Source organism: Calditrichota bacterium (assembly GCA_020637445.1).
Classification (GTDB): Bacteria; Electryoneota; RPQS01; order RPQS01; family RPQS01; genus JABWCQ01.
On record JACJVZ010000002.1, the window covers coordinates 284,960 to 299,762 of the forward strand.

15 protein-coding genes are annotated in these 14,803 nt (G+C 52.7%); 10 read left to right on the top strand and 5 right to left on the bottom strand.

Annotated elements, in window-relative coordinates; all coding sequences use genetic code 11:
• Positions 1-148: 148 nt before the first annotated feature.
• From H6507_08990 to H6507_09005, 4 genes are all read left to right on the top strand, one after another.
• Positions 149-1,693: a right-handed parallel beta-helix repeat-containing protein gene (locus H6507_08990; GenBank protein MCB9369226.1), complete on the top strand. Its 1,545-nt coding sequence runs from the start codon at positions 149-151 to the stop codon at positions 1,691-1,693.
• Positions 1,694-1,959: 266 nt separating this feature from the next.
• Positions 1,960-2,283, top strand: a complete 324-nt coding sequence (locus H6507_08995) for a ferredoxin family protein (protein MCB9369227.1) — start codon at positions 1,960-1,962, stop codon at positions 2,281-2,283.
• 92 nt (positions 2,284-2,375) lie between these two features.
• Positions 2,376-3,341 carry an aldo/keto reductase gene (locus tag H6507_09000; protein ID MCB9369228.1) on the top strand — a complete coding sequence of 322 codons (966 nt, stop codon included), beginning with the start codon at positions 2,376-2,378 and terminating at the stop codon, positions 3,339-3,341.
• A 371-nt stretch (positions 3,342-3,712) separates the two neighbouring features.
• Complete coding sequence (locus H6507_09005) at positions 3,713-4,432, top strand: alpha/beta fold hydrolase (GenBank protein ID MCB9369229.1); 720 nt, start codon at positions 3,713-3,715, stop codon at positions 4,430-4,432.
• A gap of 64 nt (positions 4,433-4,496) precedes the next feature.
• On the opposite strand, the gene H6507_09010 is transcribed toward H6507_09005, so the two are convergent.
• From H6507_09010 to H6507_09025, 4 genes are all read right to left on the bottom strand, one after another.
• Positions 4,497-4,805: a hypothetical protein gene (locus tag H6507_09010; protein ID MCB9369230.1), complete on the bottom strand. Its 309-nt coding sequence runs from the start codon at positions 4,803-4,805 to the stop codon at positions 4,497-4,499.
• Between the two features lie 26 nt (positions 4,806-4,831).
• On the bottom strand, positions 4,832-5,377 hold the full coding sequence (locus tag H6507_09015) for an RNA polymerase sigma factor (protein MCB9369231.1): 546 nt from the start codon (positions 5,375-5,377) through the stop codon (positions 4,832-4,834).
• 143 nt (positions 5,378-5,520) lie between these two features.
• The gene (locus tag H6507_09020) at positions 5,521-6,171 is read right to left on the bottom strand and encodes a hypothetical protein (GenBank protein ID MCB9369232.1); all 651 of its coding nucleotides are present in this window, start codon (positions 6,169-6,171) and stop codon (positions 5,521-5,523) included.
• Between the two features lie 130 nt (positions 6,172-6,301).
• Positions 6,302-6,808 carry a hypothetical protein gene (locus H6507_09025; GenBank protein MCB9369233.1) on the bottom strand — a complete coding sequence of 169 codons (507 nt, stop codon included), beginning with the start codon at positions 6,806-6,808 and terminating at the stop codon, positions 6,302-6,304.
• A 259-nt stretch (positions 6,809-7,067) separates the two neighbouring features.
• On the opposite strand from H6507_09025, the gene H6507_09030 reads away from it, so the two are divergent.
• From H6507_09030 to H6507_09055, 6 genes are all read left to right on the top strand, one after another.
• Positions 7,068-7,595, top strand: a complete 528-nt coding sequence (locus H6507_09030; protein MCB9369234.1) for a hypothetical protein — start codon at positions 7,068-7,070, stop codon at positions 7,593-7,595.
• A 37-nt stretch (positions 7,596-7,632) separates the two neighbouring features.
• A complete protein-coding gene (locus H6507_09035; GenBank protein ID MCB9369235.1) occupies positions 7,633-8,538 on the top strand; it encodes a hypothetical protein in 906 nt (301 codons plus the stop codon).
• 134 nt (positions 8,539-8,672) lie between these two features.
• Positions 8,673-10,334, top strand: a complete 1,662-nt coding sequence (locus H6507_09040) for a T9SS type A sorting domain-containing protein (GenBank protein MCB9369236.1) — start codon at positions 8,673-8,675, stop codon at positions 10,332-10,334.
• A complete protein-coding gene (locus tag H6507_09045) occupies positions 10,298-11,338 on the top strand; it encodes a hypothetical protein (GenBank protein MCB9369237.1) in 1,041 nt (346 codons plus the stop codon). The genes H6507_09040 and H6507_09045 overlap by 37 nt, the downstream gene beginning before the upstream one ends.
• 10 nt (positions 11,339-11,348) lie before the next feature.
• Complete coding sequence (locus H6507_09050; GenBank protein MCB9369238.1) at positions 11,349-11,708, top strand: carboxymuconolactone decarboxylase family protein; 360 nt, start codon at positions 11,349-11,351, stop codon at positions 11,706-11,708.
• Between the two features lie 62 nt (positions 11,709-11,770).
• On the top strand, positions 11,771-13,033 hold the full coding sequence (locus H6507_09055; protein MCB9369239.1) for a PLP-dependent transferase: 1,263 nt from the start codon (positions 11,771-11,773) through the stop codon (positions 13,031-13,033).
• Positions 13,034-13,119: 86 nt separating this feature from the next.
• On the opposite strand, the gene H6507_09060 is transcribed toward H6507_09055, so the two are convergent.
• A complete protein-coding gene (locus tag H6507_09060) occupies positions 13,120-14,802 on the bottom strand; it encodes a T9SS type A sorting domain-containing protein (GenBank protein MCB9369240.1) in 1,683 nt (560 codons plus the stop codon).
• Between the last annotated feature and the right edge of the window lies 1 nt (position 14,803).

Below are 14,803 nucleotides of genomic sequence, written 5' to 3' on the forward strand. Positions count from 1 at the left end.
CTTCTTGGAATATCTTTGCCCAGCTCCGCGTTTCGCGGGACCTATCATTCCTATGTCTATAGATATCAAAGAGCCGCGACCACCTCGCGGCTCTTTTTCTTGAGAAAAAGTCTGGCATATTGACTTCCCCGGCTTTCCGCAGTATCGTATGGCTATGAATAAGCTCTTCATCTCCTCGCTGGCGGCACTGTCGTTTTGCGCTGCCTCATACGCAACTATCCTGCACGTTCCGACGGAATATGCGACGATCCAAGCTGCACTGAATGTCGTTCAGGATTCGGACACGGTGTTAGTAGCTTCGGGCACCTATGGGGAAGCGCTGGTTACTCCGGATGTCTCATTCGCTTTGTTGGGCGAGTCTGCCGTGGATTCACTTCGGCCGGTTGTTGATCCGTCGACCCTGCCTGATCCAACGACGACGAGCTGTCTGGTCTGGAACGGTCCCAATTGCCAAATCGAAAACTTTGTGTTCCGCAATCGATCCGCGATGTACCCGCGGCCCGTTACAACAGACGGCGGCGTGATACTGAATGCAATCGCGGCCTCGTTTCGGAATTGCACCTTCGATTCGACCAATGCCGGACTTTACGTGAGCGGATTCATGCTCTTGACTATGGGCAGTTGCCAATTCGTGGATTGCCCGGGTGCAACGGTGGCCGGCGAATGGGCTCGCATTGTGGCTGAGAACTGCTACTTTGAAAACTACGGCATGCGGCCCGACAGCGGTTCCGTGTTTTCACACTGCACCTTTGACAGCCTGCGCAAATATGCGATGATTCCGCTCGGCGATTTGCTGCTCGAATCCTGCATCTTCCAAAACGGCAACAGCCCCAATTGGCCGATGATTGATGCCGGCTACGTTAATCCGACTGTTCGCAACTGCATCTTTCGCAATTCCATCGTGGCACACTCGGTGTTCTTTATCAGTCGTAATTGCTCTCGCGACATGTTGATCGAGAACAATCTCTTTGAGAATGTCACCTCGACTGCTGAAGATTACGGAAGGGCGGGACTGCTGTGGAGCTGCAGCAGCTCGAACGGACCCAGCGTCGTCACGATTCGCGGCAATACTTTCGTCAACTGCTCGGCTCCCGGGGCGGGAAAGTGTGTTCAAAGTCCGAGCAACGATCTTTCGACCGTTTATCTCGATCACAACCGTTTCATCAATATCGAAGGCGATGGGCCCACGCTTGCGATGCACAGCGGTTACGTCATCGCGCGCGACAATATTTTCATTAATACAAATTTTGCTCTGTCCACAGACGGCTTTTGCGACGCCCGCTACAACTACTGGGGTGATCCGACGGGACCGTACAATGCCATCAACAATCCGCACGGATTGGGCGACGAAGTTTCAGATTCCGTGTTGGTTTTCCCGTGGTATGAAGACTCGCTGTTCAGCGCGGTTCCTCCCCTCGAGCTCCCGCGAGACTTTTCTTTCTCCGTCTATCCCAATCCTTTCAACAGCACGACTCGCATCGCGCTCGATGCTCCCGGTTCTTTCATCGCGTCCATCGAATTGATCAACATCCTCGGTCAACGAGTCCGCGAGATTCATCACGGCCCCGTGCTCGGACATCAGGAATTTCTAATCGATGCAAACTCCCTCCCGAGTGGCATCTACTTCGTCAATATTGGCGATGCTCTGAAAAATTCCGTCTTTTCCACCCAAAAAATCGTGCTTCTGAAGTAGTGATGCCTCTCTCTTGGAAACAGGACTGCGAACCGTCACCCGGCGGCCTCACCCCCTAACTCCTGTTTTTCCTTGCATCTTACCCCGAAATTACCCATATTCTGAGTGGTCAATGGGCCACCGCAAAGCGGACAGGAAACTGCCCGCTTCTTATTTATTATTAACAGCTTGGTGCTGCCATTGCGGGTGTTGACACCCACAACGGCGGACGAGAATATCGCCTTCGTGAGTCTCCAGACCCGCGATGGCACGATGGAGATTGCCTCGTGACTTTCGTTATTACCGACAAATGTCTCGGCGAACGCTACGCCTCCTGTATGCAGGTCTGCCCGGTCTATTGTATCTACCCGGCAGAATACCAAGGCGAAGTCTTTGCCGTGATTGACCCCGAACTTTGCATCGACTGCGGCGCGTGCGTCCCCGAGTGCCCCGTTGAAGCCATCATCGACGATCCTGATCTGTCGCCGCAATGGGCCAAGATCAACGAAGACCTTGCGCCGCAATTCAAAGACAGCCCCATGCCCGATGTGCGTCCTGCGACTGATCCCCCGCGCAAAGGCAACGTCTATAACGACCCAAGAAAAAAGTAGTTTTTTTGTCATTCTGAAGGTTTCGTAGAAACCTGAAGAACCTCTCTGAGGGGTCCTTGACTACGTTCAGGATGACATGAGCATAGGACTTTATGGAAACCAGAAGATTAGGCAAATCCGGACTCCACGTCTCCGAACTCGCGCTCGGCACCATGACCATGGGCTGGCGCAATGACGAACCGGAATCACATCAAATTCTCGACGTCGCGTTCGATCACGGCATCACCCTGATTGACACGGCGGATATTTACTCGCGTTGGGTCGAAGGAAATCCCGGCGGCGTCTCCGAAGAGTTCGTCGGTAGTTGGCTTCAAACCAAATCACGTTATGACGTCGTGCTCGCCACCAAAGTTCGCGGCCGTATGTGGGACGGTCCCTCCGGCGAAGGTCTCTCGCGCATGCACATCATCAAAGCGTGCGAAGACTCGCTGCGTCGTCTGAAAGTCGATCACATCGATCTCTACCAGTGTCACTATCCCGATGAAGACACCCCCATCGAAGAGACCGTCGAAGCGATGGGCGAATTGGTCAAGCAGGGCAAAGTCCGCTATCTCGGGCTGTCGAATTTCCCCGCGTGGCTGCATGCGAAAGCCAATGCATATGCGGCTAATCATGGTCTGCCCGAGTTTGTTTCGACGCAGCCCAAATACAATTTGATCTGCCGCCGCGATGTTGAAAAAGAACTCGCGCCCTATTGTCTCGAAGACGAAGTCGGAGTGATTCCCTATTCGCCATTAGAAGGCGGGCTCTTGACTGGCAAGTATAGACCCAATGAAGAAGGTCCGGCGGACAGTCGTCACACGATCAACGGCCGCGCGCAGGAAAAACTCACGCCGCAGGTGATTCGCACGCTCGAGACGCTCGCGCACATCGCCACCCAGCGCGGCGAGACGATGACGCAAACATCTTTGGTCTGGATGCTCTCGAAAGATTTCATCACCAGCCCGATTATCGGCGCAACTTCGATTGAGCAACTACTCGATTCGCTCGGCGCCGCTGACAAGCGCCTGTCGTTAGAAGAATTAGAATCCCTCGACGAAGTCAGCGCGGGACTGTAGGGGTGGATGGCAATCCACCCGTGCGACAATCTACTACCGTCGGCCTCCGGCCGTCACTCTCGGATTTCTCGTCAAAGCCCCTGCCAGAGGCAGGGAAGTAGTAGATTTTTTGGCTTTTCGCCGAGTGGGGATTAAGCGCGTCAGCGCGGTTCCCCGCCGGAATCTGAAAAATTCCCGCCGAGCCGGGTTAAGGCCGCTGCAACCCGGCCGGAATCTGAATCTTTTTAACACTTCTACCGTCGGCCTCCGGCCGTTGCTCTCGGATTTCTCGTCAAGAACCCCTGCCAGTGGCAGGGAAGTAATAGAAGATGTTAAATTCGTACGGCTCGTCTTCAAAAACGTTTTTTCTTTTCACACAATAGAACCCAACCATGCTTAAACACACTTCCATCGGCAACGGCCCGCCCATTGTGCTGCTGCCCTCGATGCTCGGCTCCATTGAGGCCGAATGGGGCCCGTACATGCAGACGATCGCCGACATGGGCTACACGGTCATCGCCGTCGATTGGCCCGGCCATGCGCAATCTGAAATGACCAAATCGTTCACGTTCCGCGTGCTTGTCGAAGAACTCGATGCGCTGTTTAAGCATCTCAAAACCGAGCCTGCCGTAATCTTCGGCTACTCGATGGGCGGCTATGCGGCGCTGCACTACGCGCTGAAAAATCCGTCGCGCGTTTTGGCGATCTGGATGCACGGCACAAAGTTCTATTGGTCGGGTGAAGAAGCCGAGAACATGGCTGCCGAACTCGATATCGAATGGCAGCAAGAAAACAAACCCGAGCGTCTCGAAAAACTCCGCGCGATTCACGGCGAGAATCTCGACTCCTTGATGCCGTGGCTCTCCAAAATGGTCACCAACCTTCCCGACACCGGCCTGACTCCCTTCGAACTCGAAGATTTCAAAATCCCCGTTTTGGTCAGCGTCGGCGACCGCGATGAGCTGGTCCCCGTCACCGAAGCGTACGATCTCTATGACAACCTGCCCAACGCGCAGCTTGCAGTCTTAGCCGACACGAATCACCCGTTGCAATCGGCCCGCGACCATGTCTTCATCCCCGTGCTCAAGGATTTCCTGAATCGCTTAGACTAATTTCGCGATACGCAATTTCTGAAAACGAAACGCCCCGCTCATCGAGCGGGGCGCTTTGTTTGCTTCACTTCGCGTCCGATGCCGGGGGTTCCGCATCCCCACCACAGCGGCTCCGCCAGTGATCGCGTAATTTCTCGCGGTCTTCTGAACTCATGTGGTGCAGCCTCGACGGCCCGCAGCTTCTGCTCGAACAGCCGTGGTATCCCCCGAACAGAATCTTCGATAACGCCAAAATTCCCAGCGCTTGCCAATATCCGATTTCGCCGACATGAAATAGGTTCGGCAAAATCATATTCCACAACAGCATCACGGCCAGCGCGGCCAAAAGTGCGAAGCCAAGCATGCCCAACGGAAAAAGAAATGGTCGTCTCATTTATTTATGCTCCAGATTAGTCTTTTCTATTCGCCCAGAAAATCCCGGCGCACGTGTTCCATCCGCGCTCGAAGTTTCTGCACCGCGTAGCGTTTGCGCGAAATCAGCGTCTTCAAATTCACGCCTGTCTTCTTTGACATTTCGTCAAACGTCAGGCCTTCGATTTCATTCTGGACAAAAGCGCTGCGTTGTTCCGAAGGCAACTCGCTGACCGCGATCTCAAACTCTTCCCACAGCAGCCTGCGCAGAGTTTCATCTTGGGGCGTTTTCGTTTCGACAAACAACAACTCTTCAAGTGTGTATTCGTCTTCATGAATAATATCCAACTCACTCATCGTCAGCGCGCGTTTCTTCCGCGACCGGTCGATAATCTTCGAGCGCGCCACTTGATACAGCCACGCGCCGAGTTCTTCGATCTGATCCAAATCACCCACGCGCGCAAGCTGCAGCCACACGTCCTGCATCAGGTCTTCGGCTTCGTCGCCGCGCACGCGCTGTCGGATAAACCCCATCAAGCGGCGGCCGTACGTTTGAACGGCGGTCACTATGCGGGCTTCGCGCTGGCTGGCCATGGTGTTGGGTAGTGCCTCGGTCATACAATCAGTTAAACGCGCAACCCGCCAAATTACTTCATTCCTTTGGGATTTGCCACTCGCACCTCTCTAACCCTATTAAAAACATAGCGCCCCGCTCGTCTGAGCGGGGTGCTTCATGCTTATGTTTTCCCGAATCTCTTTTTCCATGACCTCGCTTGCAGGTAGAATTTTAGTTCCACCAATACCCATCCCCACGCCTGAAAATGTGCGGCGATTGGGAATCTGTGCGCTTCAAACCACGCATGCTGCCACGGTATCCAGCCCATCGGCATGGCAATGATCGCGGAGAATGCCCACATCGGCAACAAAAATCTTCTTCGTGGATTCACCACAAGATCATTCGGTCGGTGTTTCACCTTCCAGTGATAAAGCGTCTTGACGATGACAAAAGAAATGACCGTGAAGTTGATAACGGCCCACGCCCGCAGAATCTCCGTGGTCAACTCCACCCATCGCGGCCACGTGTCAGCATTCGCAGTCAAACTTGGATACACCCCCACCACCACGGCAATCATCACCAGTGCGGACACCAAGATCGCTTCAACACGGGACCTAAAGATGTTCGCCAGTATCAATATCCAAATTCCGTCCAACCACATAATCGTGGCCCACTTCATGCGCATGTCCCCGTGCGCAAGCCAACCTACGTCAAGCAGAACGTCCGTCAGGATTTGCCACAAGATATATGAATAGAACAGAGGCCCGAGATTCCAGCACAGGTAGAGCGCCGCGATAAGGCCAAAGTAATATGTAATCTGGTAGAGTTCCATCAGATCGGCGGGGCTTGCCTAAAATGCAAACTCCGTTCACTCGAATCACTCGAGTGAACCGCGGTCTCCAAGAAAAATGTTTCCGAGAATATCCTGCGTGCCGTGCCCAACGTCCGATCCAACCGTTCTATCAATGCTCTAAAGCAAGACCTCCGCTTTCAAATCCAGGTTCGCCTTCCCCTTTTCTTGCTCTGAGAAGCCGGTCTCCGAGATCGTTCTCAAGTTGGACGATAATCGGCAGAACTTCCGTTCGCAAAGTGTTTAGCAGAGTTACCAAGTCCCGTTCACTTGAGTGACGTGATTGGTCGCTCAGTTTGCTTGATATTACTCCAATCGCGCCCATCAACCGGACCATCTGATTTTGCAAATCCGCTTTGCTGCTTCCCGGTTTGACGTCTCCGGTCAGCCGCTGCGTGTACTCGCACAAGATCCCGGCCAACTCGTCTCCGTATCCCGCATCGCGAATTGCATTGAATAACGGTATCAAATCGTCCGCGGCAAATTTCGCGGTATGCGTTGAAGGCCGCAATTGTGACAACAATGTGCTTTCGTTCATTCCCATTCGGCGCGCCACCGCCGAGACCAGCCGTTTTCGGCTAAGCCAATCAAACAGGACCTGACTGATTGAATAATCCATTTCCTCTTCCTCACCGACACCTTTCGTGAGTGGGACCCGTCCACCTAACCTAATTTACGCTATTTTCACTTAAGTGCATCTATTTTCCTGCACATTGCAATAATATCCCGCGACCATACCGTCGCATAACTTCCCATTCTTAGGACCTTATGCTTGCTTTCGAATTGCCAGTCGATCAGGAGAGGACACGAAGTCCATTAAACCTCTCGCGGCTTGAGTTTGTCCAAACTACAGAAACCCAATTGAAAGGAAGGGGACCATGAGAACCCAACTACTTATCATTACAGCCCTCAGCGGCCTCCTAATCGCTGGACCGCTCTACGCAGAATCACGGTATGACACAGACGGCTGGAAAACCTCCAAGCGCTGCACTCGCGGAGAATGCGTTCGCCAAGATCGTCAAGAGCTTCGCAAATCCATGAAACACAGAAAAATGGCAAACAAATTCGAACGTCAGGCCATGCGCCATCGTGATATGGCTCGTATGCATCGCCAGAATTTCCGCAATGAGAACTTTGGCCCGCAAATGGGTCCCGGTCCTCAAGGTGGCCCCGGCCCTATGATGGGCCCCGGCCACCCCATGGGACCTAACCCGCAGGGTCCTCGCCATATGCAATTCCGCAATCCCAATAATGGACCGGGTCCAAACCCTGATGGCACCTTCGGCCCAAGACAGGATATGCGTTTTCGTCAGAGACAGTTCGATCCGAACCAAGCCCCTGATCAACAGTTCGGCCCGCGACAGCACAAGCGCTTGCGCGACGGCACTTGCCCTCGCGCGCAATAACACACAGCTCGGAACTTATGTCTGAAGGAGAACAACGATGAAGAAAGCTGTACTACTCACAAGCTTGCTGTGTATGCTCGTGATTGCAACGGCAGCGCAAGCAAGATACCGCGACGATGATCTCGCCCGCATCCGCATCGAAGGCTATGTCGAGTCCATTCGCGGACAAATCGCCTATGTGCGTGATGATTGCGGCACCATGTTCCGCGTACATCTCGGTCCGGCATGGTATTGGGATGACCGCGACTACCGTCTCTATAGCGGCTCGTATGTGAGCATCGTCGCATGGATGGATTACGAAGAAGATTATTGTTATGCCGGTGAAATCCGCGGCCGCGATTTTTGCTACGATCTATGCGACAGCAACGGTTTCCCGCGCTGGTCGGACAGAGACTATTGCGAAACGGCGTGGCGGCCCACACGCTCCCTGTTTAGTATTCACTTTGTTTTCGGTGGAACGTTCTGGCACTGCTACCGTCCGACTTATGTTCACTACCGCCCGTGGTATGTTGGCTGTTACAACGACCACTACACTCACCGGACGTGGCATCCGGACCATGGAAGAGACCGGGACAGGGACCACGGCCGCGACCGTGATCATGATCGCGGCGGAGACTATGACCAACGCGGAGGGCGCCGCGACTCAGGTGGCGGCAATAACTATGGAAGCGACGACTCCCGCAACGATTCACGTGGCGGAATTGTCAAAGGAGATTACGACTCCCGGATTGTCAAGCCTCGGACTGAAGTGACCAAGCCTGAAACTCGCAAGAGCGAAAAAGGCGTGAACAAAGTTCGCGTTGAAAAGACTCGAACCTCCGAGAAAACACGAGTCAGCTCCACGACTCGCAGCAAGTCATCGTCCAAGTCTTCCGCGAAGTCGTCCTCAAAGTCATCGCGCGGAAATTCGAGCAAGGTTGACAAGTCCTTCGCTCGTAAGTAAAACGCGCACTGACCACATGTTCAAAGGCGGCCGAAAGGTCGCCTTTGTTGCTTGTCTGAGTTGCAAGTTAACTTTGGCTCCGTATCTTGAAAAGGTGGGTCCCGGAATTCCCACAACCGAGCAAGGAGCAATTCATGTTTGCCCGAATCGTCTTCACCTTCTTCTTCCTAACAGGCGTGACCCATGCGCTTGTCCGCAATGTTCCTGCAGAATTTGAAACGGTGCAGGAAGCGATTCTCGCGTGCGGCGATGGCGACACCGTGTTGGTTGCGGACGGTCACTATGTCGAGAACATTGACTTCCGCGGCCGCAATATCGTCGTGGCCAGCCACTATTTGCTGGACGAGGACGTCGCTCACATTCACAACACAATTCTCGACGGCTCCGAACCGGAATACCCCGACTCGGGTTCAGTGGTGCGAATTATCAACGGTGAAGACTCGACTACGGCCTTGATTGGTTTTACAATCACCGGCGGCACCGGCACGAAGTTTCGTGATCAAGATGACAACTTGTTCTATGTCGAGGGCGGCGGAATCATCATCGAGAATTCCTATCCGCTGATTGCGTTTAATGTGATCGTGAATAATCAAGCTACGCGCACAACTCCCGGAGCCACAAGCTCCGGCGGCGGCGGTATTCGCTACGGTTATTGCGCTCCGCGCATTCATAACAACATCATCCTGAGCAATTCCGGAAGATACGGCGGAGGAGTCGTCGGATTTTTTGCAGACGGCGACATTCGCAACAACGTCGTCGCTGAAAACAGCGGCGGCAACGCCTACGGCGGCGGCGGATTGTGGTTCGGAGGAGCCGGCCACACCAACACGGTTATCAACAATACTATTGTCGGCAACGAAAGCATTCAGAGCGGCGGCGGTATTCGACTGTATGCAGGCACTCTTAGCGGCCACGGAAACATCCTCTGGGGCAATCATGCCAACAGCGGTTCGCAGCAAGTCGGCGGCAACTCAAGCAACATTCATTTGGACTATTGTTGTGTTGAAGGCGGCTTGAATGGTACGGACAACATCAGCAACTACCCACTTTTCACGGCGCAGAATCTCTACCTTGAATCAATGTCCACATGTATTGATGCGGGTAGTCCCGATCCACAGTGGAATGACTCCGATACCACTCGCAACGACATCGGTTGCTACGGTGGACCTGGTGCGGGTGTGTTTCCTGAATTTGGCGCTCCGCGCATCGCAGTTTCCATGTCTCAAATTGAATTTTCTTTTGAGGATCGTACCCGCTATCGTCCTTTAACGAATCTCGGTACGGTTGTTCTAAACATTGATAGTGTGCTCTTCTTGATGGGAACTTCAATAGAACTGGCAGCTACGCCCGACTTGCTGATGCCTTTCGTGTCAGACACAATCACTTTGATTGGACCTTCAATCGGTTCGCCACACTTGGTTGAATTGGATACTTTGCTGGTGTATCACGATGATGTGAGCCAAAACAGTCCAATCTTGATTCCGCTCTTGATCCCCGCAGACTTGGCTACTGATGAACAAGATGTCCTGCCGCGAGACTTCACTATTTATCCCGCGTACCCAAACCCATTCAACCCAACCTCGACGATCAGCTTCGCGCTGCCTTCTGAGCAATTGGTCTCTCTAAAGATTACAGACATTCAAGGCCGCGAAGTCGTAAACTTACTAAACACCAAACTCTCCGCGGGCGAACATTCCGTAGAATGGAATGCAAGCACCTTCGCCAGCGGAACCTACTTCGCCACTCTACGAGCCGGAAAATGGCAAGCTCAAACCAAACTCACGCTGCTAAAGTAGCACTGATTCTCTTTGCTTTATCGATGACGATTTTCTCGTCTTCGGTATTAGCTCGTGTCGTGAGCGAGCAAGAACCCAACAACAGTTTTGCGGAAGCTAATGAAATTGAGTGCGGCGACACAGTCCTGTGCGCAAGCAGCTTACCCAACCAAGGCGATTTCTTCACTCTCGTTGTTCCCGGCGGCGATTCGACCTACTTTCGAACTTTCGCTTGTGAAAACGACGCGAATACTTTTGTTTTGTTGTACGACTCCACGTACAATCTGCTTGCCCTAAACGACGACGGCGGCCCCGGCACCTATTCCTCGCTTGGGGTTTTCTTTCCGCAAGAACGGCGTTGCTACCTGCAAGTCGTGGACTCTCACAATAATCCACCCGGAGATTACTCGCTCTCCGTCACATGTCAGTTTGTCGGGGCTGGACTGCACGATCTCTGCTCTTCGGCCCGACAAGTGACGTTCTTTCCCTACTACGACGAGTCTTCGACATACGGCTGCGGCAGCGAGGCCGGAACCGCCGCACCCGACGTGTATTATCAACTGACTTTGGCGACACCGGGAGACTTGTTTATTCAAGTCTGTTCGGAGTTTTTCGACGCGCGGGTACAAGTGCTCGAAAGTTGTGTGTCAGGTTTCTTGGACGATTCCCAAACCGGAAGTTGCCTGCAGGGAGCCGATTTGCCCGTATTTGGACTTCAGGCTCAAACGTACTATATTATGGTAGAAGGAACGGCACTGAATCAGTATGGAGACTTCAGTATTGAGATTCTGCCCTTACTTGAACCTTGCCCTGAACCGTCAACTTTAAAAATCTTCGATGTCGGGGGTCTGCCGTTTCTGGATTGGGAAGGAGTCCCCGAGGCCGACTACTACTTGATTGAGCAAGCCACAAATGGTCAAGGCCCGTACGAAGCCGTCGCCACGACCACCGAGACGTTTTGGCAAGATCCTATCGGCTTCTCCCTGTCACGCAGATTCTATCGAATCCGCAGTATTTGCGAATAACAATAGTTATATGTCCCTTCTGTCCGAATTTGAATCCTATCGCGCGCGCATGAACGAACGCATTTTGGCCGAGAACCATCAGCCCATCAAGCGCTTCTACAGCGTCGATACTTTGACGTATCATGACGGCGCGCTCGATCGCAAGACTAAAGAAATGCTCGGACTCACGGCTTCAATGGTTCTGCGTTGCGACGACTGTATCAAGTATCATGTGCTCGAGTGCCACAAACTCGGCGTGACCGTCAAAGAGTTTTTCGACATTTTTTCCGTCAGCCTCGTGGTTGGCGGTTCGATAGTAGTTCCGCATATGCGGCGAGCCGTGGAGTTTCTCGATGAATTGGAGCAAACACGCAAAAATCAAACGGCTTGATTCACTAAATATTTCTGTCCGTTTCTTTCATATTTCATACTTCATATTTCATATTTGCCCTTATGGAAGACTCTAAACTTCGTAACGCCATCGAGGCGTTCTATTTGCGCTACGGTTTCGGTACCCGCTGTCTGCATGCGGGTGAAAAGGTCGGCCAGCCGAAACTCAAAAGTCACACAAATGCGATCTTTGCAACTTCAACATTCACGTTCGACAATGCTGAAGAAGGTGCCGATCTATTTGCCAGACGTTCGTCAGGCTACATCTATACGCGGCTCGGTAATCCCACCGTAGTCGTCGCCGAAGCCAAACTCAATGCGCTCGAAGGCCGCGACGTAAAACTGGCCGATCCCGAGTGCTGTATCGCTTCGCTGCTCTATTCGTCTGGCATGGCGGCGATCGCTTCGCTTTCCTTCGCGCTGTTGCATCCCGGCGACACATTGCTGCGAGGAGAAACGTTGTACGGGTCGACCGACGATTTCTTTGAAACGATGCTGCCCAGATACGGCGTGAAGTCCGTGATTGTCGATACCGGCAAACCCGAAGAAGTTAAACAGGCGATTGCGGACAATCCTAACGCCAAGATGATCTTCTTTGAAACTCCGACCAATCCCTTGTTGGAGATCACGGACATTGCCGAAACGATCAGCATCGTCCGCGCGGTCAATCCGAATATCGTCGTGGCCGTGGACAACACTTTTGCGACACCCTATCTGCAGCAGCCGCTGTCGATGGGCGCTGACGTCGTGATGCACAGCACGACCAAGTATCTCTCAGGACACGGTGCGCTGATCGGAGGTTCACTCACGACCCGCCATGAGTGGATCAAGGAAGAGCTTTATCATACAATGAAAGATACCGGCGCGTGTCCGTCGCCGTTTGACACGTGGCTTCTGAACATGGGTATGAAAACTCTTCCGTTGCGCATGGAAAAACATTGCAGCAACGCGCAAGCCATTGCCGAATGGCTCGTCAAACATCCGCGCATCAAGCATGTCTACTATCCCGGCTTGCCCGGATTTCCGCAGCATCACTTGGCCAACAAGCAAATGCGGTTGCCCGGCGGTATGATTTCGTTTGAGATCGACGGCGACTATGCCGCTTCCACCCGTGTGCTGAACAATGTCCATTTGCACACATTAGCCGTGAGTCTTGGTTGTGTGGATTCGTTGATTCAGCATCCGGCGTCGATGACACACGCGTCCATGACACCAGAAGCCCGCAAACATGCCGGAATCACCGACAATCTGATCAGACTTTCCGTCGGCATCGAAGAAGTCGACGACCTGATCTCCGATCTCGATCACGCACTGTCGAAGATATAGGTTGCCTGCCGGCGTGCCGGCAAGACCAAACAAAAACAAAAAGCGCCGCTTCAACCGAAGCGGCGCTTTCCTTTTACAACAACATCTTATTTCAAGTACATCAATTTCGCCGTGGACTTCGCACCATCCCCACCTGCAAGTCTTGCAAAATAGACACCGCTCGCCTGCGTTTCCGGTTGCCACACTCGAACATGCACCCCCGCATTTATTCTCCCCGAAAAGAGCGTGATTACTTTCTGCCCTGTCAAGTCAAAAATATCCAGCACAATCTCCTGCTGCCTCCGCACCACAAACTCAATCGTCACGTTTCCATTGAACGGATTTGGATAGCTGTTTTCGATGAAACTCTCTGGTACCTCAACGGTAACTCGCGGTTCTGTTGCTGATTCGAAAAAGCTCGTATCTTCTTCCCACGGCTCATACTGAATTCTCCACTCAACAGTATCTCCTTGCCCCCCCGGATTGCCCACGGAATCGTATGGTCCCGTTGCATGATTCCAGTAATTTCGCTGCGCGTAAGACGTTGCGTTGATGGGGCCCTGATAGACCGCGTAGCCAATATTGCCCGCAAAAATGTTCTCTTCAAGCTCCCTGTCGCCGTCGCCAAGAGTCAGCACTTGACCTGAGGGCGGCCACGTAACAGAGTGATTGGAGTTGTCGAGGATGAAGTTTCGTTTTACGGTTCGCTGTCTATGGCTGTTTCCGAAAATGCTGCAAAAAGAAGTGTGACCACCGTGGATGTCTTGCACCAAGTTGAATTCCACGCGCGTTTCATTCTGCGATGCGGTGTCCAAAGCAAAGAGTCCATGCATCTGTGCTCGGGCGTACGGCGCAAATGATTCAAACACATTGCCAATTGCTTGGAATGTCGTTAGCGAGTCGAAACTGCTTTGGTCGTATAAGGCTTGAGTCAAAATGTTGTCGTGGAAGTGACAACTGTCGATTCGCAGGTACCTGATGGGAAGTCCGCCGTCGGACACCATGACTTCAATGTGGTTGTCGTAAGCCTCACATCCGATAAACTCAACGGAGTCGGGCGGTTTTGATCCATAAACAAATGTTCCGCCCCATTCGTATGGGTAGTACCCAATGTTGCGAAAAACTGTGTTGCGGACCGTTAAGTTACTTGCCTGCACCCAAAACAACACTGGAGTTTCGAAAATGTCTTCGAAGGTTGTGTCATTCTCGACCACACAGGTGTCCATTAGCACCCTGCCTTCTCGAACTCGCAATACCGAGGCCAACCGAAGCTGTCCGCAATTTGAAAACGTGCAGTTCGAAATTACCGCACTTCCAAGTCGGACTGCTATTGCGCCGCCATACCCGGCATAACAAGAATCGAAACGGCAATGCTCGATTTCAGCGTCTTGAAGGAAGATTCTTATTGCACCGCCTTCATCGAGAAAATATGTACCCGAGTTCACAAAGCGGATGCCAATAATGTGAAGGGTTGGATCGTTTCCAGATACAGCATCGCTGCTTATGCACCGCAGTGAATCGTCGCCGTTGTTGACCCCTTGCCATACGCAACCCTGAATATCATTGGTGTCGCCTGACAAAATAAACGAGCTGCATAATGTTAGGCCGCGCGATGGTACTTCAACGGATTCAACGTATCTACCCGAGTCGATCATAACCGTATCACGTACCTGCGCGAGATCAATGGCACCCTGAATCGTGGGCGCATCTTGCGGGACACGAATCAGCGCGGCATTGGCTGCTATGCTCGCAAATATCAAGGCAATGGCCACTCTTGACACGCCAGTCACC

What these genes read in the sequence shown, in the direction of transcription:
- H6507_09050 (MCB9369238.1), top strand. Translation starts at nt 11,349, where the DNA reads ATGTCCCTTCTGTCCGAATTTGAATCCTATCGCGCGCGCATGAACGAA.
- H6507_09000 (MCB9369228.1), top strand. Translation starts at nt 2,376, where the DNA reads ATGGAAACCAGAAGATTAGGCAAATCCGGACTCCACGTCTCCGAACTC.
- H6507_09020 (MCB9369232.1), bottom strand. Translation starts at nt 6,171, where the DNA reads ATGGAACTCTACCAGATTACATATTACTTTGGCCTTATCGCGGCGCTC.
- H6507_09030 (MCB9369234.1), top strand. Translation starts at nt 7,068, where the DNA reads ATGAGAACCCAACTACTTATCATTACAGCCCTCAGCGGCCTCCTAATC.
- H6507_09045 (MCB9369237.1), top strand. Translation starts at nt 10,298, where the DNA reads ATGGCAAGCTCAAACCAAACTCACGCTGCTAAAGTAGCACTGATTCTC.
- H6507_09010 (MCB9369230.1), bottom strand. Translation starts at nt 4,805, where the DNA reads ATGAGACGACCATTTCTTTTTCCGTTGGGCATGCTTGGCTTCGCACTT.
- H6507_09035 (MCB9369235.1), top strand. Translation starts at nt 7,633, where the DNA reads ATGAAGAAAGCTGTACTACTCACAAGCTTGCTGTGTATGCTCGTGATT.
- H6507_09040 (MCB9369236.1), top strand. Translation starts at nt 8,673, where the DNA reads ATGTTTGCCCGAATCGTCTTCACCTTCTTCTTCCTAACAGGCGTGACC.
- H6507_09005 (MCB9369229.1), top strand. Translation starts at nt 3,713, where the DNA reads ATGCTTAAACACACTTCCATCGGCAACGGCCCGCCCATTGTGCTGCTG.
- H6507_09025 (MCB9369233.1), bottom strand. Translation starts at nt 6,808, where the DNA reads ATGGATTATTCAATCAGTCAGGTCCTGTTTGATTGGCTTAGCCGAAAA.
- H6507_09055 (MCB9369239.1), top strand. Translation starts at nt 11,771, where the DNA reads ATGGAAGACTCTAAACTTCGTAACGCCATCGAGGCGTTCTATTTGCGC.
- H6507_08990 (MCB9369226.1), top strand. Translation starts at nt 149, where the DNA reads ATGGCTATGAATAAGCTCTTCATCTCCTCGCTGGCGGCACTGTCGTTT.
- H6507_09015 (MCB9369231.1), bottom strand. Translation starts at nt 5,377, where the DNA reads ATGGCCAGCCAGCGCGAAGCCCGCATAGTGACCGCCGTTCAAACGTAC.